Below are 21,104 nucleotides of genomic sequence, written 5' to 3'. Positions count from 1 at the left end.
AACAAGGAGCTCCCCATGGCCACCTGCGACGTCTGCGGCAACGACTACGACAAGGCCTTTACCGTGCAGGCCCACAACGGCAGCGGCACGTTCGACTCGTTCGAATGCGCCATCCATGCACTCGCGCCGACCTGCGCCCACTGCCAGTGCCGGATCATCGGCCACGGCTCCGAGCACGACGGCACCTTCTATTGCTGCGCGCGCTGCGCCAAGCAGGCGGGCGTGGTGGGGCTCGACGACCGCGTGTAGCAGCTCGATACCGTAAATCAAAGACTTGCGTCACACATCGCACGCATTGCTTAAAGTTGTGGGCGGGTTTACCCTGCGCTGCGTCCGGCTCCGGCCGGCGCCATGTCCAACTGCTTGTTCCCGGCCCGCCGGGATCTTCAAGGGAGGCTCCGGCCTCCTTTTTTCTTGCCTGCGCGATGCCGTTCCGCGACCGGCTTGGCTTGTACGTCCGCCCCGCCCCGGCCAAGATGCCGGCCTGCGTCCGGGGGGAACCGCGCCCATGTCATTGATTCGACGAGTGATCGTCGCGCTGCTGCCGGTGGTCGCACTGGCCGGCCTGATCGCGCTGGTGGTGGCGGTCGGTGGCTGCGAACGCGACGCCACGGCGCCCGCGCCGGTCGCGACCGGACCGGTGGACGCGGTGCGGCAGTTGGCCGACGACCTGCGCGGCAACGACCTGGTGGCCTACGCCGCCCACGCGCTGCCACCACCCCTGCACGCCCGCATGGCGGCAAGCTGGACCGCCGGCCGCACGATCTGGCCGCTGACCGAACTACCGCTCGACGACCGGCTGCCGGCGTTCGTGACCGTGCTGGCCGCGCCCGATTCGGAGAAGACCCTGCTGGCTGCCTACCAGCGACAGTTCGCCGGCGCCGACCGCGAACTGCGCACCGCCGCCGCCACCCTCGGGCTGTTCGCCGGCCAGTACGTCCGCGAAGCAGGGGACTACAGCGATGCCGAACGCGGACACTACCTGCAGATGATCGCCGCGCTCGGCCAGTGGGCCAGCCAGGCTCCGCTGGGCGACCCGGCACTGGCGAGGGCCGCGGTGCCGCAGCTGACCACCGCCGCACGCCTGACCGGCCTCGCCGGTGGCGTGGAGGCCTTCCACAAGGCCGGCATGGAGCGCAGCCTGCGGCGCATCGGGCCGTTCTTCCAGCGGTTCAAGCAGGTCCTCGTGTCCTACGGGCTCGACCTCGACCAGGCGCTGGCGGGTAGCCAGGTGACCCTGCTGGAGCAGACCGGCGAGCGAGCCCGGGTGGCCGTCAACTACACCCTCGCGGGCCAACCGGTGGCGGCGGAGGTCGAGCTCGAGCGCCACGACGGCCGCTGGTACCTGACCGACCTGCTGCGGCACGCCGAGGTGGAGGCCGCTGGCGTCCCCGCGGTGCCGCCGGCCGGCGCCGCTCCCGGAACGTCCCCGGCGCCGGAAAGGTCCAACGAAACGCCGGAGCCGGCTCTGACCGTGCGCTGAGGCGGGGCCGCGGTCCCGCCATGGCGCGCACGGCTTAACCGGCATAATGTCGCCGATGCCGAAACAGACCCCATTGCCGTTCCCCGGCGCCGACCCGGACGGCGACGCCCGGCGCCCGGCCGCCGACACCGAAGCGGTGGCCGATGCCGCGGCCGACGCCGCGCTGCCGGTCCCGCCAGCGGGCGAGCCGCTGGCCACGCCGGACGAACGCGTCGCCGCCGCGGTGATCGCGCCCGAGCCGCTGGCCTGGCACGACGCGGAACCGCTGGCCGAGGCCGCCGACCACCCGTCGACCGCCGAGCCGCGCGCCGGCGCCGGCGCCGGCGCCGGCCAGTTCGAGCCCGGCTCCACGCTCGGTGGCACGCCTGGCCGCACCGCGCCGCCTGCTACCCAGGACGAGCTGCCGATGCCGCCGCCGGTGGCCGAACCACGCACGCCCCTCGTGCGCCGTTCGTCCGATGCCCAGCGCCGCCCATGGTGGTCGCGCCTGCTGGGCCGGGTGATGGAGCCGTGGGTGTCGCTGACGCTCGAGCCTGCCGACCCGGTCAACCACGCCCCGGAGCTCGAGGGCCGGCCGGTCTGTTACGTGCTGGAGGACTACGGCCTGTCCAACGCGCTGATCCTCGACCGGGCCTGCCGCGAGACCGGCCTGCCCTCGCCGCTGCAGCCGCTGCCGGGTGACCCGATCGGACGCAAGCGGGCCTACGTGGCGCTGTCGCGCCGCAACGTCAGTGCGCTGGCGCCACTGCAGCAGTCGCTGGGCAGCGCGCCGCCGTCGGCCAAGACCCACTCCGGCTCGCTCGCCCGGTTGCTGGAAGCGCACCGCGAGGACCCGGCGCTGGACGTCCAGCTGGTCCCCGTGTCGATCTTCGTCGGCCGCGCGCCGGACAAGCAGAGCGGCTGGTTCAGCGTGCTGTTCTCGGAGAACTGGGCGCTGGTCGGGCGTTTCCGCCGGCTGCTGGCGATCGCCCTCAACGGCCGCGACACCACCGTGCGCTTCGCCCCGCCGGTCAGCCTGCGCTCGATCATCGCCGAGGACCTGCCGCCCGAGCGCACCGTCCGCAAACTCTCGCGCGTGCTGCGCACCCATTTCCGGCTGATCCGTGCTGCGGTGATCGGCCCCGACCTGTCGACCCGGCGGCTGCTGGTCGACCGCGTGCTGACCGCCCCGCCGGTCAAGGATGCGATCGCCGACCAGGCCCGGCGCGACAACTCCAGCCCGGCCGAGGCCTGGAAGAAGGCCCACGGCTACGCCTACGAGATCGCCGCCGACTACTCGCACCCGGTCGTGCGGTCGGCCAGCTTCCTGCTGACCTTCGTCTGGAACCGGATCTACCGCGGCGTGCTCGTCCATCACCTGGACAAGCTCAAGCAGGCCGCGCCGGGCCACGAGGTGGTCTACGTGCCGTGCCACCGCAGCCACATGGACTACCTGCTGCTGAGCTACCTGCTCTACACCAAGGGCATCGTGCCGCCGCACATCTTCGCCGGCATCAACCTCAACCTGCCGGTCATCGGCACCGTGCTGCGCAAGGGCGGCGCGTTCTTCGCCCGCCGCAGCTTCCGCGGCAACGCGCTGTATTCGGCGGTGTTCCGCGAGTACATGGCGCAGCTGGTCGCGGGTGGCTACTCGATCGAGTACTTCATCGAGGGCGGACGCTCGCGCACCGGCCGGCTGCTGCCGCCCAAGGGCGGCACCCTGGCGATGACCGTGCGCGCCTACCTGCGCCAGCCGACCCGGCCGGTGCTGTTCCAGCCCATCTACATCGGCTACGAGAAGCTGATGGAGGGCAACAGCTACCTCGACGAGCTCACCGGCAAGCCGAAGGAAAAGGAGTCGATCTGGCAGCTGCTCACCGGCATCCCCAAGGTGCTGCGCAGCAACTACGGCCAGGTGGTGGTCAACTTCGGCGAGCCGATCCGGCTGGGCGAGGTGCTGGCCGAGCATGCGACCGGGTGGGACGGCAGCGCGGTGTCGGACGACGACAAGCCGATCTGGCTGTCCAACACGGTCGATGCGCTGGCCGACCGGATCCAGGTCAACGTCAACCGCGCCGCCGACGTGAATCCGATCAACCTGCTGGCGCTGGCGCTGCTGTCCACCCCCAAGCACGCGATGGGCGAGTCCGACCTGCTCGCGCAGATCGCGCTGTCCAAGACCCTGCTGGCCGAGCTGCCTTACTCGGACCGGGTCACCGTCACCCCGCACGCGCCGGCCGAGATCGTCGCCCACGGCGAGGAGATCAACGTGCTGACGCGCACCGTCCACCCGCTCGGCGACGTGCTGCACGTCGGCGGCGACAAGGCGGTGCTGCTGAGCTACTTCCGCAACAACGTGCTGCACCTGTTCACGGCGGCGGCCTGGGTGGCCTGCTGCTTCCAGAACAACCGGCGGATGGCGCAGGACAGCGTGCTCCGGCTGGGGCGCAGCGTGTACCCGTTCCTGCAGTCCGAGCTGTTCCTGCCGTGGAGCGACGACGAGTTCGTCGGCCGGCTCACCGGCACGATCGACGTGTTCGTCCGCGAGGGCCTGCTGGAGCGGGTCAACGACGAGGACGGCGGCATCCTCGCGCGCAACACCGGGCAGAGCGACGAGGTGTTCCGCCTGCGCGCGATCGGCCACTCGCTGCAACAGGCGTTCGAGCGCTACTACATCGCGATTTCGGTGCTGGCCAAGAACGGCGCGGGCACGCTGTCGGCCGGCGAGCTCGAGAGCCTGTGCCAGCTCGCCGCGCAGCGCCTGAGCCTGCTGTACGCGCCGGCCGCGCCGGAGTTCTTCGACAAGACCCTGTTCCGCGGCTTCATCCAGAAGCTGCGCCAGCTCAAGCTGGTCTGGGTCGACGAGAACGGCAAGCTGGCATTCGACCAGCGGCTGGAGGCTTGGGCGCGCGACGCCAAATTCATCCTCGGCCGCGAACTGCGCCACAGCATCGAGAAGGTCAGTCCGGAGGCGGCGCGGCCCGACAGCGAGGCGATGCCGGCCGACTGACGGCGCGGGAGCGGCTGCAGCGCTCCAGCGGCGGCGTTACGATGGCCCCGGCGCGACCGGAGTCGTCGCGGGCCGGCCGCCATCGCCCTGCCGCGGGTTTCCGCGGGCGTGTGCCGCGACCCAGCACGAGGAATCGCGCATGGTGCCGCCGCCCGACATCGCCGTCTCCGACGAGGCCACGGACACGCCCGGCCCGACCGAAGCGACGGCCCCCGATGCCATCGCACGTCTCGACAGTGCCCCGCAGCAGCTGGTTGCCGGCATGCTCGGCCGGGCCGACATCCGCATCGACGGCGGCCGCCCGTGGGACATGCGGTTGCACGACCCCGGCGCGCTCGAGCGTGCGCTGGCGGAAGGCAACCTCGGGCTCGGCGAGGCGTACATGGCCGGCGCCTGGGACTGTGAGCGGCTCGACGCGTTCTTCGACCACCTGCTGCGCGCCCACATCGACCGCGAGGTGCAGCCGGCGCGGCTGGCGTGGCATGCCCTGCAGGTCCGCCTGTTCAACCGGCAGAACCGCACCCGCGCCTGGCAGGTCGGCCGCGCCCACTACGACCTCGGCAACGACTTCTACGAGGCCATGCTCGACCCGTTGATGGCCTACTCCTGCGGCTACTGGCGCGATGTCGACACGCTGGCGGCGGCGCAGGAGGCCAAGCTCGAACTGATCTGCCGAAAGCTGCGGCTGCAATCGGGGATGCGGTTGCTCGACATCGGCTGTGGGTGGGGCAGCTTCATGGGCTACGCGGCGCGCCACCACGGCGTCGAAGGCGTCGGCGTGACGGTTTCCAGGGAGCAGGCGGAGTGGGCACGCGAGCGTTACGCCGGGCTGCCGCTGACGTTCCGGCTGCAGGACTACCGCGAGCTGGATGACCGCTTCGACGCGATCGTCAGCGTCGGCATGTTCGAACACGTCGGGCGCAAGAACCACCGCCAGTACATGGAGGTCGCCGCGCGCTGCCTGGCCGACGACGGGCTCTTCCTGCTGCACACGATCGGCAAGAACCGGCGCGACGCGGTGCCCGACCGCTGGATCGACAAGCACATCTTCCCCAATGGCGAGACACCCTCGATCGGCCAGATCGGCGACGCGATCGATGGCGTGTTCGTCTGCGAGGACCTGCACAACTTCGGCGCCGACTACGACCGCACGCTGATGGCCTGGCACGACAACTTCGAGGCGGCCTGGCCGCGCTTCGCCGAGCGGCTGGGCGAGACGTTCCGGCGCAAGTGGCGCTACTACCTGCTGTCGTGCGCCGGCGCCTTCCGCGCGCGCGAACTGCAGCTGTGGCAATGGGTGTTGTCGAAGGACGGCGTGCGCGGCGGCTACCGCCGGCCGCAATAGCGCCACCGTCCTACCCGTACCGCCGCCCTTGCGCGACCGCCCGCGCCGCCTCCGCCCGTAGGAGCGACGTAAGTCGCGACCTGTACATCGGTCGGGAAGGTGTTGAAAACCGGCTACCGCATTGGCGGAGGAAGCCGCTCCGTGGAGCTGGCCCGCTGCCCGCCAACGACGCTTCGGCCGGGTTCGGCGGGTCGCGACTTACGTCGCTCCTACGAGGGCATCCACGCTCGCGACTTACGTCGCTCCTACGGTGGCTTCCGGGAACTGCGGGCTTATGCCGGCTCGTCGGGGATCAGCGCGCTTTCCAGCCGGGCGATCGCGTCCTTGAGTTGCAGCTTGCGGCGCTTCAGGCGCTTGAGGGCGAGGTCGTCGTGGCCGGCGAGGGTCGACAGGCCGCTGATCGCGACGTCGAGGTCGCGGTGCTCCAGCCGCAGCGCGGCCAGGCGTCGGGCAATCTCGGCGGGATCATCGCTTTCGGTCATGGCGGCCAGCTTAGCGCGCCGCCGCTCCCGTGCGCGGTGGCGACCCGCGGCCAGGCAGTCGTAGGACCGTACGCGCCGGAACCCGCTGGATTGCCCCACTGCCGCCGCGACTGTCGGCCCGGTCCGTGCGACGGACGCCCGGTAGAATCGTCCACCTGATGAACACCCCCTTGCCCCTGCTTGACCCGGCGCCCACCGGCGCCGCCGACACCCTGCCGCTGGCCGAGCCGCTCCCGCGCGCGGGCGAGCTGGAGCGCCTGGGCAAGCGCCTGCGGCACCAGGTCGGCCAGGCGATCGCCGACTTCGGAATGATCGAGGACGGCGACCGGGTGATGGTCTGCCTGTCCGGCGGCAAGGACAGCTACACGATGCTGGACGTGCTGCTGCAGCTGCAGAAGAAGGCGCCGGTGTCGTTCTCGATCACCGCGGTCAACCTCGACCAGAAGCAGCCCGAATTCCCCGCGCACGTGCTGCCGGGCTACCTCGAATCGATCGGGGTCGACTACCGGATCCTCGAGCAGGACACCTACTCGGTGGTCACCCGCGTCGTCCCCGAGGGCAAGACGATGTGCTCGCTGTGCTCGCGGCTGCGGCGTGGCGCGCTGTACACCTTCGCCGCCGAGCACGGGTTCACGAAAATCGCCCTGGGCCACCACCGCGATGACCTGGTGGCGACCTTCTTCCTCAACCTGTTCTTCCATGCCAAGGTCTCGGGCATGCCGCCAAAGCTGCTCAGCGACGACGGCCGGCATGTAGTGATCCGGCCGCTCGCGTACGTCGCCGAAGCCGACATCGGCCGCTACGCGCGGCTGAAGGATTTCCCGATCATCCCGTGCAACCTGTGCGGTTCGCAGGAGAACCTGCAGCGCAAGCAGGTGCAGCGGATGATGGCCGACTGGGAGCGCGAGACCCCGGGGCGGGTCGAAACCATCGCCCGCGCGCTGGGCGACATCCGGCCGTCCCAGCTCAGCGACCCGAAGCTGTTCGATTTCCTCGGCCTGGCACCCCGTCCCGCCACCGCCGACTGACCCCTGCCGCCCGCCCCGCCTCCGCGCCCACCCCGTGGCGCGGCGCGTGCGGCGCGCCTCCGGACGCACCTCCAACTGGATTCCGCATGTTCTTCCGCAACCTGACCTTCTTCCGCTTTCCCTCCACCACCAAGCTCGACGATCTCGACGCCGGCCTGGACCAGTGCCAGCTCAAGCCGGTCGGTCCGCTTGAGCTGTCCAGCCGCGGCTTCGTGTCGCCGTACGGGCGTGACGCGGAGGTCCTGGCCGGGCGCCAGGGCGATGCCATCTGGATCACCATCGGCGGCGAGGACCGGCTGCTGCCGGGCGCGGTGGTCAACGAAATGCTTGCCCGCAAGCTCGACGAGATCGAGCAGAAGGAAGGCCGCCGCCCGGGCGGACGCACCCGCAAGCGGCTCAAGGACGAGTTGATCACCGACCTGATGCCGCGCGCGTTCATCAAGCCCAGCCGCACCGATGCCCTGCTCGACACCGGCCACGGCGTCATCGCGATCGATAGTTCCAGCCGCAAGTCGGCCGAGAACGTTTGCAGCGAGGTGCGGCGCGCGCTCGGCAGCTTCCCGGCGCTGCCACTCAACGCCGAGATCGCGCCGCGCTCGATCCTGACCGGCTGGGTCGCCGGCGAGCCGCTGCCCGACGGGCTGTCGATCGGCGACGAATGCGAGCTGCGCGACCCGGTCGACCAGGGCGCGGTGGTCAAGGTGCAGCGCATGGACCTGCACAGCGACGAGATCGCCCGCCACCTGGAAACCGGCAAGCAGGTCACCCGGCTGGCGCTGAGCCTGGACGACCATGTCTCGTTCGTGCTCGGCGACGACCTGGTGGTGCGCAAGTTCAAGCTGCTCGACGGCGCGGTCGACGAGCTCGACAACAACAACGCCGATGACGCGCGCGCCGAGCTGGATGCGCGTTTCGCGCTGATGAGCGCCGAGGTCAAGCGGCTGTTCGCCGTGCTGGAATCGGCGATGAAGCTGAGCAAGGCGGACTAGCCCGGCCGGCATCCGTCCGCGGGTCGGCGTGCCGATCCTGCGGGACAGGACCCAGCGGTTCGTCCACCATCCCCCCATGCCCAACCCGTTCCGCCTGCTGGCCGCCAAGCCGCGCACGATCGAGCGCGACGCGTTCACGCTGGCGCTGGACGACGGCCGGACGATCGAGGTTGAGCGCGTGCGCGACCCACGCGCGCGGCGGATCAAGCTGACGGTCGACGACCGGGGCGCGCGGCTGACCCTGCCCGTTCGGGCCAGCGCGGCGACCGCCGAGCGCTTCGCGATCGCGCACCGCGACTGGCTCGCTTCCCAGCTCGACCGCCACGTGCCGGTCGACCTGCCGCGGCTGCAGCCGTTCGAAACGTCCGCGCTGCCGTTGCGTGGCCAGGACCAGCCGCTGACATGGGTGGCCGGGCGCTACACCGGCGTGCAACCTGCAGGCGATGGCGCGGGCTGGCGGTTCACCGTCTCCGCGCGGGCCGGCGCACCGGCACTGGCCCGCGCGCTCCATGACTTCTACGAGGCGCAGGCACGCGCCGACGTCGGCCACTGGCTGCCGCGCTACCTCGACCGGCTGCAGGTCGACGGCCGGCCACGCGCGCCACGCCGGTTCCGGTTCAAGCCGATGCGTTCGCAATGGGGGTCGCTCGCGCCCGACGGAACGGTCGCGCTGGACCTGGCGCTGGTGCTCGCACGCCCGTCGGCATTCGAGTACGTGCTGGTCCACGAGCTGTGCCACCTGCTGCACCACGACCACTCGCCGGCGTTCTGGGCCGCGGTCGAGGCGCGTTTCCCGGCCTGGCGCGACGAGCGCACGTACTTCCGGGCGGAAGGCACCCGGCTGAAAGCCGGCCTGCGCGCGCTGCTGGCATCGTCACCCGCGTCCTGACGCATGCGCAGACACATCTCCTGACCCGCGTCCTGGGCTACAGGTGTCCCCGGCGGCCGCGCGTTCGCGTTGGCTGCAATGCCGGTCCGTGCCGGCGACACCTCCAGGCCCGCGATGTCCACCACTGCCAACCCCATCCCTGTCCTGCGTCCGCTGATCGCCGTTGCGCTGGCCGCCACCGTGCTGGCGACGCTGGCCGGTTGCGGCAAGTCGATGGAAGACGCCGCCACCGAAGCCGCGGTCCGCGCCGCCAGCGACGGCAAGATGGAGGTCGAGCGCGACGGCGACCGGATGACCTTCACCGGCGAGGACGGCAGCACGGCGACCGTCAGCCACGGCGACGACCTCGACCTGCCGGCCGGCTTCCCCGACGACGTATGGCGCCCCGCGGACTACCGGGTGCGCAGCGTGGTCGACGCAGACGGCATGTGGATGATCGGCATGAGCAGCGACACCCCGGTCGACGCGCTCCGCCGAGATGCCGGTGAGCGGATGGCCGCGCAGGGCTGGAAGCAGGTCATGGCGATGGAGCACGAAAACGGCGCGATGCTGGCCTGGGAAAAGGACGAACGCCACGCGGCGCTGTCGTTCGGGCGGGAGGGCGACGCTTCGATGATCAGCGTGCAGCTGCGCGAAGCTCCCTAGCGGTACCGCGCATGCTCAATGCCGCGGCCCGGCGAAGTGCCCGCCGATCGCCGCGGCGACCGCTTCGGGCTGTTCCATGTGCAGGTGGTGTCCGCCGTCAAGCACGACCAGCTCGCCGTGGCGCAGGCAGGCAAAGCGCGCGCGCCGCAGTGCTTCGGGGAAATACGGCTGGGCCGGGTTGGCATAGACCACGCGGGTCGGGCACTCGATCGCGGTGAGCAGGTCGCGGACCTGGTCCTCGCTCATGCGGATCGCGGTCGGCCGGGTCAGGCGCGGGTCGCTGCGCCAGGTGTAGCCACCCTGGGACTCGTCGAAGCGCGCCGGGGCGACGCCGCGCTCCACCAGCAGGCGCGCGGCCGCCACCTCGATCCCGCCACTGGCCACGCGTGTCTCCACCGCGGTGGCGATGTCGGGAAACACCCGCAACGACCGGCGCGTCGCGCGCGGCTCGCTGAAGGCGCGGTGCAGCCGCAGGGCGCTGCGGTCGATGTCCTCGGCCAGCGCGCCGAGTGCCTCGATCGCGACCAGCCGTTCGATCCGTTCCGGCGCGGCGGCGGCCATCACGCTCGCGACCGCCGCACCGAGCGAATGCCCGAGCAGGGCGAAGCGGTCCCACCCGAGCGCGTCGGCCACGGCGAACATCGCGCGCGCGGCGTTGACCACGGTGTACTCGGCCGCGGCCGGCAGGTGCGCGCTGGCGCCATGGCCGGGCAGGTCGGGGGCGACCAGCTCGATTCCCGGCAGGTGCGGCTGCAGCGGCACGAAGCTGGCCGCGTTGTCGAGCCAGCCGTGCAGCGCGAGCACCCGCGGCGCGCCCGCCGGCCCACCGCGCAGGCCGGCGAGGCGTCCGAAGTCGGTGTCGACGACGAACTCGCGCAGCGCGCTCACGCCCATTGATCCAGCGCGCGGCGTGCGACGGCGGCCAGCGCGCGGGCGTGTGCCGGGCTGTCGTTGAGGCAGGGGATGTAGCGCAGCGTCCCGCCGCGCTCGGCGAACTGCTCCGCCAGCATGATCGAGACTTCCTCGAGCGTTTCCAGGCAGTCCGCGGCAAAGCCCGGCGCGATCACGTCAACGGTTCGGATCCCGCGTGCCGCCAGCGCTTCGAGGGTCGTGTCGGTGGCCGGCTCCAGCCAGCGTTCGCGACCGAAGCGCGACTGGTACGCCAGCGTCCACGCATCATCGGGCAGGCCCAGTGCCGCGGCGATCGCGCGGGCACTCGCCTCGCACTGCCGCGGATAGGGGTCGCCGGCGTCGGCCACGCGCTGCGGCAGTCCGTGGAACGAGAACAGCAGGTGTTCGCCGGCGCCGTTGGCCGCACGGTGGTCGCGCACCGACTGCGCGACCGCGGCGACCCAGCCGTCGTCGAGGTGGTACTCGTCAACCATCCGCAGGGCCAACCCGTCCGCGCGGGCGACCACGTCGCCTACCGAGGCCGTGGTGGTTGTCGAGTACTGCGGGTACAGCGGCAGCACGAGTACGCGTTGCAGGCCCTCGTCCCGCAGGCGCTGCAGCAGCCGCGCAAGCGAGGGTTCGCCGTAGCGCATCGCGTCCAGCACCTGCAGGTCCGGCAACTCCTGTTGCATCGCCGCCGCGAGCTGCCTGGTGTACACCGCCAGCGGCGACCCCCCGTCGAGCCAGACGCTGGCGTACTTGGGCGCGACCTTGGGTGCACGCAGTGGCAGGATCACGCCGCGCAGCAACGGTTGCCACAGCAACGGCGGCAGCGAGACCACGCGGCGGTCGGACAGGAACTCGGCGAGGTAGCGGCGCACTGCGGGGGCGGTCGGTGCCTCGGGGGTGCCGAGGTTGACGACCACGACGGCGGTGGCGGCGGATTGGCGGGCCTGGGTCATCGGCATAGGATGACAGCGCCCGCGCCGGGCAACACGCGGCGATGGTTCCCGCGCGATTCATCGCCGCGTCACTAGCCTGAACTTCGCGTGCGGCCCGCGGTCCGAACCGCCGCCACGCACCACTGCCTACCCCGCTCGGGTCCTGTTCCGCCACGGAGTGCTTCCATGTCGATCCTGCCGCGCCTCGCCGTCTTCCTGCTTGCCATCGGACTGGCGCTGCCAGCCACCGCCGGCGTCACCGAGGACGAGCGCGCCCGCAACGCCGTGCGCGTGCTCGAGGAGATCCAGGCGATCCCCGAATCGGGCATTCCCGACGTGCTGTTCGACGAGGCCCGGGCGATCGTGGTCGTGCCCGACACGCTGAAGATCGGGCTGGTGATCGGCGGCCGTCGCGGCCATGGCCTGGTCTCGGTCAAGAACCCCGACGGCACCTGGTCCAACCCGGCCTTCGTCAAGCTCACCGGCGGCAGCATCGGCTTCCAGGCCGGCGTGCAGTCGTCGGACGTGGTGCTGGTGTTCACCAGCCAGCGCGGGCTGGAGTCGATCGTCAACGGCAAGATCACCCTCGGCGCCGATGCCAGCATCGCCGCCGGTCCGGTCGGCCGGACCACGGGGCTGGCCACCGATGGCCGCCTGAAGGCCGAGATCTGGTCGTGGTCGCGTGCGCGCGGGCTGTTCGCCGGCGTCGCCCTCGACGGCGCGGTGCTGAGCATCGACGACGACGCCAACCAGGCGGCCTACGGTGCGGGCACCACCCCGCGGATGATCTTCGAGGACCGTGCGCCGCAGCGGCCGTCCGACCCGGTGGTCACCTTCCGCGACCAGCTGGAGGAAGCGACCGCGGCCGCCCGCGCCGCGCGCGGGACGCTGCCCGCGCCCGCCCCGGCCGCGACCACCGCGCCGTCGCAGGCCTATCCGTCCGCCCATCCCTACCCCGCCCAGCCGGCGCCGGCGCCGACCACGCAGCCGCAGCCGCAGCCGTTCGAGCCGGTCGACAGCCCCTACGATCCGGTCCGCACCGAGCCGCTGCCGCCCGTGCCGTAAGGCCCGCGGGCACGGCGGTCACGGGGCTTGCGGTATCCTCCGCATCCCTCTTCCCGGCGAGCATCATTGCGATGGGCAGTTTCAGCATCTGGCACTGGTTGGTCGTGCTGGTGATCGTGGTGCTGGTGTTCGGCACCAAGCGCCTGAAGAACGTCGGCAAGGACCTGGGCGAAGCGGTCAAGGGCTTCAAGCAGGGCGTCGCCGACGATGACAAGCCGGCCGCACGCCTGTCCGACGAGCGCGTGCCCGACCAGCGCCGCCGCGACGAGCCAGCCACCAGCGACCGCGATGCCGCGCGCGACGACGACCAGATCCGTCGCCCGTAACGGCGCGCGTCTGCCGTCATGTTCGACATCGGCTTTTCCGAGCTGTTCCTGGTCGCGGTCGTGGCGCTGATCGTGCTGGGGCCCGAGCGCCTGCCGCGCGCGGCGCGGTTCGCCGGGTTGTGGGTCCGGCGCGCGAAGGCCCAGTGGTACTCGGTGAAGTCCGAACTCGAGACGGAGCTGGCCGACGAGGAGTTGCGTCGCAGTCTGCGCGCCACCGAAGCCGAACTGCGCGCCGCGCGTGCGCAACTTCACCAAGGTGGCCAGGCCCTGCAGCGCAGCTTCGCGCCTGATGCCGCGGCCGCGCATTCCGAACCGACGCCACCCGAACGGACGCCGCCCGGACCGGCCGAACCCGGCCCGTCCGAGCCGGTGCGGCGCGACCCGCAACCGGGCGATGCGCCACAGGGCGACCCGGACCCGGATGCGCCCGAACGCCGTGAACCCGGCTCGCCGCCGCCGGAACGCCGCGATCCCGACCCCGCTCCCGAAACCGACCCCGGCCATCCCGGCGACCCGCCGCCCGGCCAGCACGTGGACGGTGCCTCCGATGCGCCACCGCGCGTGCGGGTCGACGGGCGATGACGGACCACGGCCACCGCGACGCGGCGCCGGACATCGACAACGGGTCCGACGCCAGCGCCGGGCCCCGCCTGCTCGACCATCTGCTTGAGCTGCGTGCGCGCCTGCTGCGTGCAGTGGCCGGACTGGTGCTGGTGACGCTGGTGCTGCTGCCATTCGGCAACGACCTCTACGCCTGGCTGGCCCAGCCGTTGCTGGCCAAGCTGCCGGCCGGTGGCCAACTGATCGCGGTCGAAGTGGCCAGCCCGTTCTTCGCCCCGGTCAAGCTGGCGTTCTTCACCGCGCTGATGCTGACCACGCCCTGGCTGCTGTACCAGGCGTGGGCCTTCGTGGCGCCGGGCCTGTACCAGCGCGAAAAGCGCCTGGCGATGCCGCTGTTGGCCTCGTCGGTGGCGCTGTTCTACGCCGGCTGTGCGTTCGCGTACTTCCTGGTGCTGCCGGCGGTGTTCGGGTTCCTGGTCAAGGTCGCGCCCGACGGCGTCGCGATGATGACCGACATCAACGCCTACCTGGACTTCGTGCTGGTGCTGTTCCTCGCCTTCGGCGCCAGTTTCGAGCTGCCGGTGGCGCTCGTCATCGCGACCCTGCTGGGCTGGGTGACGCCGGCCCAGTTGCGCGAGTCGCGCGGCTACGCGGTGGTGGGCATCTTCATCGTCGCGGCGGTCATCACCCCGCCCGACGTGATCTCGCAACTGATGCTCGCGATTCCGATGTGCCTGCTGTACGAACTGGGGATCGTCGCATCGCGCTGGCTCGCCCCGCGCGGGTCGGCGCCCACGTCCTGAGCATGGGCCGGGCGGCAACGGCGGCGCCCGCCGGCTTTTGGCACCGGGCCGCGGCTTGGTCGATCGACGCGGCGTGCATCGCACCGGTGGCGATGCTGCTCGCGTGGCGGTGGCTGCAACCGGCAAGCGTCCCGTTCTGTGAAGCAACCGAAGCCCTGCTGCGGCTGGCGGGCGAGCTGGCCGCACGCGCGATCGTCGACGGCACGCCGTTGCACGGACTTGCGATTGCGTTGATGCACGACCCGCGGATCACCGACGCCACGGCGACGCTCCAGCTCGCGACCTGGCGGTGGCTGTTGCCGGCTTCGTTCGCCTTCGGGTTGGTGGGCGCCGCGTGGCACGTGGCGGGAGAGCGGTCGCGCTGGCAGGGCAGTCCCGGCAAGCGGTTGCTCGGCCTGCGCGTGACGTCCCGGGACGGCGCGACGCCGTCATTGGCGCGCTCGGCCTGGCGCCACCTGGCGGGCACGGCGTCGTGGGCCACGCTCAACCTCGGTCACGTGATGGCGGCGGCGGGTCCGCGGCACCTGGCCCTGCACGACCGCATCAGCGCGACCCGGGTGGTCGACGACGCCGGCCCCGAGGCGCGGTTGCCGGGCTGGGCGCGTGCCTGGCTGACACTGGTCGTGGTGGCAGGCGTGGCCGTGACCGCATGGCTGGTCCAGCGTGCCGCCGCTTTGATGGAGGCGGGGTTGCTCGCCGCGCTCTACTGACGGATTCCGGAAACAACGCGGGGCGGCCATGGCCGCCCCGCGCTGGACACGCACCTGCGAACGATCAGGCCGTCAAGGCGTCCGCCGGCATCGCGGGGGTCTCGCGGCCACTGCAGACGTCGCGCCACAGGTGGTACATCGCGCCGAAGCCGACCACGATCAGGGCGAGCACGAAAGCCAGGTACAGCGGCACCGCGATGACGAAGCCCAGCCACGCGCCGACCGCCTTCATCAGCACGCCCACCAGCATCACCAGCAGAACCGCGAGGATGCCCAGCAGGACCAGGCCCACGATGTAACCCAGCGTCAGCACCAGCAGCGGCAGCAGGTTCTTGAACGCGCCGGCGAAGCCGTCGCCGAGCCCGGCGAACAGGCCGCGACCGCGCAGCGCCACCTGGCCGAGCGCCACCGCCTGCACGCCGAAGAACACCATCCCGACCACCATCATCGCGAGGTAGGCCGTACCGAGGCCCGCGGGCATCTGTGCCATTGCAGCGGTAACGTCGCCGGTCATCGACGCCTGCATCGTCTGCATGTACCACTCCAGCACGCCGGCGGCGAACACCGACAGCACGCCAAAGATCAGCAGGTTCTGCAGCACCGCGATCAGGATCATCAGGCCGATCACGCGCAGCGAGGTTGGCAGGTCGCCAAAGCCGCCGAACACGTCGAGCGCGCGCGCCGGTCGGCCGCTCTCGACCGCGTCGACCAGTCGCAGGTAGCCAACGGTAAGCATGCCGATCACGACCATCAGCGGCACCAGTACCAGCAACATGGCAGCAAACATCGCGCCCGTGCCGCTGCCGGCAAACGCCGCAACCAAGCCCGAGAGCAGGCCGACGGCCAGCGTCGCCACGACCGCCGTCACCAGCAGCAGCGCGGCGCCGCCGAACACCGCCTTCGGATTGTTGCGGCCCAGGTTGACCGCGTTCTTGAGCCAGCCGAGTGCGGCCAGCGGTCCCATTGCACGTGTTGTCATTCCCTTCCCCTATCTGTGGCAATCCATCCAACGCCGGCCAGCGGCCGGCGCATCCAAGCCGTGCGACGCGCGCACGGTGTTGCCCCCTTCCCCGGGGCGAACCTGTCGGCCGGTCAGGCCTCGATGCCGCGCGCCGGTTCCGGCGGAACCGCGGCCGACGGCGCATCGCCGACGGTCTGCCGCCAGGCGAGGTAGACCGCGCCGCCCATCACCGGCAACAGCATCGCCATCAGCAGCAGTTGGGTGGCGAACGTCGCCGCCTGCGCACCCAGCGCGAAGGCAAGCACCAGCGCCAGCAGCTGCAGCACCAGGCTCAGCGCGATCACCGCGATCATCATCAGCACCACCAGCACCACCAGCGCGCCGAGATTGCGCAGGCAGGTGCGCAGGCTCAGCTTCATCGCCGCGAACGCACCGCGGTCGGTGAACATCACCTCGGGAATCGCAACGAAGGTGAAGAAGCCGGAGATCACGCCAACCACGAGCACGGCCAGCATCCACAGCAGCAGGCGGCCGGTCGGCAGCGTCTCGGCCAGGGCCGGGTCCGGGTTGGTCTGCAGCTGCGCCAACACCTGGGTGGTGTGCTGCAGTTGCTCGGGGCCGATCATCGCCACCAGCAGCACGCCCATCACCACCAGCGCGGCGATCTGCGGCAGCAGCATCGCCAGCAGGCGCAGCAGCTTGCCGTCGCGCATGCCCTGGACCAGGTGCGCCGGATTAGCCGGGCGGCCCTGGTCGACCTCGCGCGCGGCGTAGACGACGCCACCGAACAGCACCGGACCGGCCAGCGCCAGCAACAGGCTCAGCCACACCTGGCCGCCGAGCGAACCGAGCGCCGACAGCCCGCCCCAGATCAGGCCGAGCAGCCCAAGCTGCAGCGGCGCCTTGCGCAACAGGGCGATGCCGCCCATCAACCACTCCGCGCCCGCACCGGCGCGCACCTTGCGAATCCCGTCCATCGCCTATCCCCGAAACTTGGAAGAACCGTTCGAATCCAGTGGCTTGCGCGACCGCGCAGCCATCCGGAACGTTAGCACTGCCTGCCGCCCGCGGGCGGGGCGTTCAGGCCGACGGGGCCAGCCCGCGCGCGTGGTGGACGAAACGGCGCAGCACGCGCCGCGCTTCCGGGGCGGCGCCGACCGCCGACAGCATCGCCGCGGGGTCGAGCCCCTCGCGCTGCAACGGGACCTTGCGGGCCTGGATGTAGCCGCGCATGTGGGTCGCGCTGAATTCGGGATGGAACTGCACGCCCCAGGCCGCCTCGCCCCAGCGGAACGCCTGGCACGGGTCGCCCGCCGATCGGGCCAGCACGATGGCACCGTCGGGCACGCGCAGCACCGACTGCATATGGGTCAGTTGCGCGTCGAAACGCGCCGGCAACGGCGCCAGCAGCGCGTCGTCGGATGCGGCCGGCAGCAGTTCGACCTCGACCGTGCCCATCTCGCGCCCGGCCGGGTTGTTGCCGACCTCGCCGCCAAGCGCGTGCGCCAGCAGCTGGTGGCCGTAGCAGATGCCGAAGAGGGGCAGGCCCGCGTGGGCGGCCTCTCGCAGCCAGGCCGCGGTGGCCTCGCTCCAGTCCAGCCGCTCGGTGACCATCGCCCCCGAGCCGGTGACGATGACGCCGGCAAATCCCTCGCGCACCGGCAGCGGCTCGCCGCCCTGCACGTCGACTACCACCGCGGCGTCGCGCGACATGCCGGCCGCCACCCGGATCCAGTGCGGGAAGTCGCCATGGCGCTGCATCGGGCCGACCGGCTTGCCGGTCTCGATGATCAGGAAGGGAGCGGTGGACGGTGCGGTCATTCGGACTTCGCGGAAGGGGGCTGGCGGGAGCGCGCCGTATACTAGCCCGCTTTGCACCACGGGCCCGAGACCATGTCGCACGCCTCCGCGGACGCCGCTCCGGCGCCCACCTTCCAGCAGTTGATCCAGCGCCTGAACACGTACTGGGCCGACCGTGGCTGCGTGCTGATCCAGCCGCTCGACCTGGAGGTCGGCGCCGGCACCTTCCACCCGGCGACCTTCCTGCGCTCGCTCGGGCCGGAACCGTGGAACGCCGCCTACGTGCAGCCCTGCCGCCGCCCCACCGACGGCCGCTACGGCGACAACCCCAACCGCCTGCAGCGCTACTACCAGTACCAGGTGGCGATGAAGCCCTCGCCCGACAACATCGTCGAGCTGTACTTCGATTCGCTCAAGGCGCTCGGTGTGGACCCGCTGGTGCACGACCTGCGCCTGGTCGAGGACAACTGGGAGTCGCCGACGCTGGGCGCCTGGGGGCTGGGCTGGGAAGTCTGGCTCAACGGCATGGAGGTGACCCAGTTCACCTACTTCCAGCAGGCCGGCGGGATGGAGTGCAAGCCCGTCCTGGGTGAGATCACCTACGGCCTGGAGCGCCTGTGCATGTACCTGCAGGGCGTCGACAACGTGTTCGACCTGGTCTGGACCCACGGCCCGGACGGCACCCCGGTGACCTACCGCGACGTCTACCACCAGAACGAAGTCGAGCAGAGCACCTACAACTTCGAACACGCCGACGTGGCCGAGCTGTTCCACCGCTTCGACGCCTGCGAGGCCGAGGCGGCCAAGCTGGTCGAGCTGGGCCTGCCGCTGCCGGCCTACGAGCAGGTGATGAAGGCCAGCCACAGCTTCAACATGCTCGATGCGCGCCGCGCGATCTCCGTGACCGAGCGCCAGCGCTACATCCTGCGCGTGCGCCGCATCGCCCAGGGCGTGGCCGAGGCCTATTACGCGCAACGCGAGAAGCTCGGTTTCCCTGGACTGAAGCAACCCGCCACTCCGGTCGCCGGGGAGGCCGCATGATGACCACCACCATGACCCCGCTGCTGGTCGAACTGGGCACCGAGGAACTGCCGGTCAAGGCATTGCCCGGGCTGGCGCAGGCGCTGTTCGACGGCATCCTGGACGGACTGGGGCGCCGCGGCATCGCGTTCGAACGTGGCGAGGCCAAGCCGCTCTACACCCCGCGCCGGCTGGCGGTGCTGTTGCCGGGCGTGGCATCGACCCAGCCCGAGCAGACCTCCGAGGTGCTGGGTCCCTACCTCAACATCGCGCTGGACGCCGATGGCCAGCCGACCCGCGCGCTGCAGGGCTTCGCCGCCAAGGCCGGGGTGGACTGGACCGCGCTCGGGCGCACCACCGACAGCAAGGGCGAACGCTTCGTCCACCGCTCCACCACGCCGGGTGCGGCGACCGCCGACCTGCTCGAGGCGATCGTCACCGACGCGGTCGCGGCGATGCCGATCCCCAAGCCGATGCGCTGGGGCGCGCACGCGTACGGTTTCGCCCGGCCGGTGCACTGGCTGGTGGTGCTGCTCGGGCGCGACGTGGTCGACGCCGGCCTGCTGGGCGTGCGCAGCGACCGCATGAGCCGCGGACACCGCTTCATGCATGACAAGCCGGTCTGGATCGGCGCGCCTGGCGACTACGTCGAGGCGCTGCGCGGCGCGAAGGTGCTGGCCGACCCTGACGAGCGCCGCGCGCGCATCGTCGCCGAGGTCGAGGCCGCGGCACGCGGAGCGGGCGGCACCGCGCGCATCGATGCCGGGATCCTGGAGGAGGTCAACGGCCTGACCGAGTGGCCCAGCGCGGTCGCCTGCAGTTTCGACCCCGCGTTCCTGGCGGTGCCGTCCGAGGCGTTGATCGCGACGATGGAGACCAACCAGAAGTTCTTCCCGGTGCTCGATGCCGACGGCCGGTTGAGCGAGCACTTCGTGGGCATCGCCAATATCGAGAGCCGCGACCTCACCCAGGTGCGGCAGGGCTACGAGCGCGTGATCCGCCCGCGCTTCGCCGACGCCCGGTTCTTCTTCGTGGAGGACATGAAGCAGGGGCTGGCGTCCATGAACGAAGGCCTGCGGACGGTCACCTACCAGCAGCAGCTCGGAAGCATTGCCGACAAGGTTGCGCGGGTGGCGGCGCTGGCCGAGGCGATCGCCGGCCAGGCCGGGGTCGACCCGGCGCTGGCGCGGCGCGCGGCCGTGCTGTCGAAGGCGGACCTGCAGTCGCGCCTGGTCGGCGAGTTCCCGGAGCTGCAGGGCATCGCCGGGCGTTATTACGCCGCGGTCGAGAACGAACCGGTCGAGGTTGCCGATGCGATCGACCAAGCCTACATGCCGCGCTTCGGCGGCGACGCGATCGCGCCGTCGCGCACCGGCCAGGTGCTGGCGATCGCCGAGCGGCTGGACACGCTGGCCGGCGGGTTCGCCGCGGGCCTGAAGCCGACCGGCAACAAGGACCCGTTCGCGTTGCGGCGCAATGCGCTCGGGCTGGCGCGGACGCTGGTCGAAGGCGGGCTGGACCTGCCACTGGCGCCGCTGCTGTCGGCCGCGTGCGACGGCGTTGGCGCGGTCCAGGTCGGCAAGGCGGCCGCTGCACCGGCCGATGCGGACGAACTGCGCGACTTCGTCTTCGACCGGCTGCGCGGCTACTACGCCGAGCAGGGCATCACCCCGCAGCAGTTTGAGGCGGTGCTGGCAGCGCCGGGCGCGACGTCCGGCCCGCTGCTCGACTTCGACCGCCGGCTCAAGGCGATCGCCGAGTTCGCGCGCCTGCCCGAGGCCGAGGCGCTGGCCGCGGCCAACAAGCGCAGCCGCAACATCCTGCGCAAGGTCGAGGCCGAGGTGCCGGTCGCGGTCGATCCCGCGCTGATGAGCGAGCCGGCCGAGCGCGAGCTGGCCGATGCGGTCGATGCCGCCATTGCCGACAGCGCCCCGCTGCTGGACGCGCGCGACTACGTCGCCGTGTTGGGGCGGTTGGCGCGGCTGCGGCCGCAGGTCGACGCGTTCTTCGACGCGGTGATGGTGAATGCCGACGACCCGGCGGTCCGCAACAACCGGCTTGCGTTGCTGACACGGCTCAGCGGCGTGCTGGGCAGCGTCGCCGCGATCGAGCACCTGTCGAGCTGAGTCCGCCCCACACGCATGCGCGCGAACCTTAATCGCGCGTTGACGCGCAC

At 71.3% G+C, this 21,104-nt stretch carries 21 protein-coding genes; 15 read left to right on the top strand and 6 right to left on the bottom strand.

Features of this window, described 5'->3' with window-relative positions; genetic code table 11:
* Positions 1 to 15 precede the first annotated feature (15 nt).
* The 4 genes from KOD61_RS00645 (at position 16) to cfa (ending at position 5,817) form a co-directional block, all read left to right on the top strand.
* Positions 16 to 249, top strand: coding sequence for a hypothetical protein (locus KOD61_RS00645; RefSeq protein ID WP_215219168.1), 234 nt, complete (start codon positions 16 to 18; stop codon positions 247 to 249).
* Positions 250 to 508: 259 nt separating this feature from the next.
* A complete protein-coding gene (locus KOD61_RS00640; RefSeq protein WP_215219167.1) occupies positions 509 to 1,483 on the top strand; it encodes a hypothetical protein in 975 nt (324 codons plus the stop codon).
* A 46-nt stretch (positions 1,484 to 1,529) separates the two neighbouring features.
* Entirely contained in the window at positions 1,530 to 4,472 is a 2,943-nt protein-coding gene (plsB, locus tag KOD61_RS00635) for a glycerol-3-phosphate 1-O-acyltransferase PlsB (protein WP_407074549.1), read from the top strand.
* Positions 4,473 to 4,734: 262 nt separating this feature from the next.
* A complete protein-coding gene (gene cfa, locus KOD61_RS00630) occupies positions 4,735 to 5,817 on the top strand; it encodes a cyclopropane fatty acyl phospholipid synthase (protein ID WP_251370730.1) in 1,083 nt (360 codons plus the stop codon).
* A 272-nt stretch (positions 5,818 to 6,089) separates the two neighbouring features.
* Here the strand turns inward: cfa and KOD61_RS00625 are convergent, their stop codons facing one another.
* On the bottom strand, positions 6,090 to 6,299 hold the full coding sequence (locus tag KOD61_RS00625) for a YdcH family protein (RefSeq protein ID WP_215219165.1): 210 nt from the start codon (positions 6,297 to 6,299) through the stop codon (positions 6,090 to 6,092).
* Between the two features lie 158 nt (positions 6,300 to 6,457).
* Here KOD61_RS00625 and ttcA point away from each other — a divergent pair, with 158 nt between their 5' ends.
* From ttcA to KOD61_RS00605, 4 genes are all read left to right on the top strand, one after another.
* Positions 6,458 to 7,327, top strand: coding sequence for a tRNA 2-thiocytidine(32) synthetase TtcA (ttcA, locus tag KOD61_RS00620; RefSeq protein WP_215219164.1), 870 nt, complete (start codon positions 6,458 to 6,460; stop codon positions 7,325 to 7,327).
* Between the two features lie 86 nt (positions 7,328 to 7,413).
* Entirely contained in the window at positions 7,414 to 8,316 is a 903-nt protein-coding gene (locus tag KOD61_RS00615) for a recombination-associated protein RdgC (RefSeq protein ID WP_215219163.1), read from the top strand.
* Positions 8,317 to 8,392: 76 nt separating this feature from the next.
* Complete coding sequence (locus KOD61_RS00610; protein ID WP_215219162.1) at positions 8,393 to 9,205, top strand: M48 family metallopeptidase; 813 nt, start codon at positions 8,393 to 8,395, stop codon at positions 9,203 to 9,205.
* A 114-nt stretch (positions 9,206 to 9,319) separates the two neighbouring features.
* Entirely contained in the window at positions 9,320 to 9,850 is a 531-nt protein-coding gene (locus KOD61_RS00605) for a hypothetical protein (protein ID WP_215219161.1), read from the top strand.
* Positions 9,851 to 9,865: 15 nt separating this feature from the next.
* Here KOD61_RS00605 and KOD61_RS00600 read toward each other — a convergent pair whose 3' ends face one another.
* Positions 9,866 to 10,729: an alpha/beta fold hydrolase gene (locus KOD61_RS00600; RefSeq protein ID WP_251370729.1), complete on the bottom strand. Its 864-nt coding sequence runs from the start codon at positions 10,727 to 10,729 to the stop codon at positions 9,866 to 9,868.
* Between the two features lie 5 nt (positions 10,730 to 10,734).
* Positions 10,735 to 11,703, bottom strand: coding sequence for a ferrochelatase (gene hemH, locus KOD61_RS00595; protein WP_215219159.1), 969 nt, complete (start codon positions 11,701 to 11,703; stop codon positions 10,735 to 10,737).
* A 165-nt stretch (positions 11,704 to 11,868) separates the two neighbouring features.
* Between hemH and KOD61_RS00590 the strand changes: the two genes are divergently transcribed.
* From KOD61_RS00590 to KOD61_RS00570, 5 genes are all read left to right on the top strand, one after another.
* Positions 11,869 to 12,747, top strand: coding sequence for a lipid-binding SYLF domain-containing protein (locus KOD61_RS00590; RefSeq protein WP_215219158.1), 879 nt, complete (start codon positions 11,869 to 11,871; stop codon positions 12,745 to 12,747).
* A gap of 71 nt (positions 12,748 to 12,818) precedes the next feature.
* Positions 12,819 to 13,073 (top strand): Sec-independent protein translocase subunit TatA, encoded by a 255-nt coding sequence (gene tatA / locus KOD61_RS00585; protein ID WP_215219157.1) that lies wholly within the window; start codon positions 12,819 to 12,821, stop codon positions 13,071 to 13,073.
* A gap of 18 nt (positions 13,074 to 13,091) precedes the next feature.
* Positions 13,092 to 13,655, top strand: a complete 564-nt coding sequence (tatB, locus tag KOD61_RS12945) for a Sec-independent protein translocase protein TatB (protein ID WP_251370607.1) — start codon at positions 13,092 to 13,094, stop codon at positions 13,653 to 13,655.
* Complete coding sequence (tatC, locus tag KOD61_RS00575; RefSeq protein WP_215219156.1) at positions 13,652 to 14,437, top strand: twin-arginine translocase subunit TatC; 786 nt, start codon at positions 13,652 to 13,654, stop codon at positions 14,435 to 14,437. The genes tatB and tatC overlap by 4 nt, the downstream gene beginning before the upstream one ends.
* A gap of 86 nt (positions 14,438 to 14,523) precedes the next feature.
* A complete protein-coding gene (locus tag KOD61_RS00570; RefSeq protein ID WP_251370606.1) occupies positions 14,524 to 15,147 on the top strand; it encodes an RDD family protein in 624 nt (207 codons plus the stop codon).
* Between the two features lie 64 nt (positions 15,148 to 15,211).
* Here the strand turns inward: KOD61_RS00570 and KOD61_RS00565 are convergent, their stop codons facing one another.
* The 3 genes from KOD61_RS00565 to KOD61_RS00555 form a co-directional block, all read right to left on the bottom strand.
* A complete protein-coding gene (locus KOD61_RS00565) occupies positions 15,212 to 16,126 on the bottom strand; it encodes a hypothetical protein (RefSeq protein WP_215219154.1) in 915 nt (304 codons plus the stop codon).
* 113 nt (positions 16,127 to 16,239) lie between these two features.
* The gene (locus KOD61_RS00560) at positions 16,240 to 17,085 is read right to left on the bottom strand and encodes a BPSS1780 family membrane protein (RefSeq protein ID WP_215219153.1); all 846 of its coding nucleotides are present in this window, start codon (positions 17,083 to 17,085) and stop codon (positions 16,240 to 16,242) included.
* Positions 17,086 to 17,188: 103 nt separating this feature from the next.
* Positions 17,189 to 17,929, bottom strand: a complete 741-nt coding sequence (locus KOD61_RS00555) for a glutamine amidotransferase (protein ID WP_215219152.1) — start codon at positions 17,927 to 17,929, stop codon at positions 17,189 to 17,191.
* 72 nt (positions 17,930 to 18,001) lie between these two features.
* Between KOD61_RS00555 and glyQ the strand changes: the two genes are divergently transcribed.
* On the top strand, positions 18,002 to 18,949 hold the full coding sequence (glyQ, locus tag KOD61_RS00550; RefSeq protein WP_215219151.1) for a glycine--tRNA ligase subunit alpha: 948 nt from the start codon (positions 18,002 to 18,004) through the stop codon (positions 18,947 to 18,949).
* Positions 18,949 to 21,054 (top strand): glycine--tRNA ligase subunit beta, encoded by a 2,106-nt coding sequence (glyS, locus tag KOD61_RS00545; RefSeq protein WP_215220219.1) that lies wholly within the window; start codon positions 18,949 to 18,951, stop codon positions 21,052 to 21,054. Before glyQ ends, glyS begins: the two co-directional genes overlap by 1 nt.
* Positions 21,055 to 21,104 lie beyond the last annotated feature (50 nt).

The sequence above is a fragment of the Lysobacter luteus genome, from assembly GCF_907164845.1.
Taxonomy (GTDB): domain Bacteria; phylum Pseudomonadota; class Gammaproteobacteria; order Xanthomonadales; family Xanthomonadaceae; genus Novilysobacter; species Novilysobacter luteus.
This window is presented reverse-complemented; position numbering and strand designations above follow the sequence as displayed.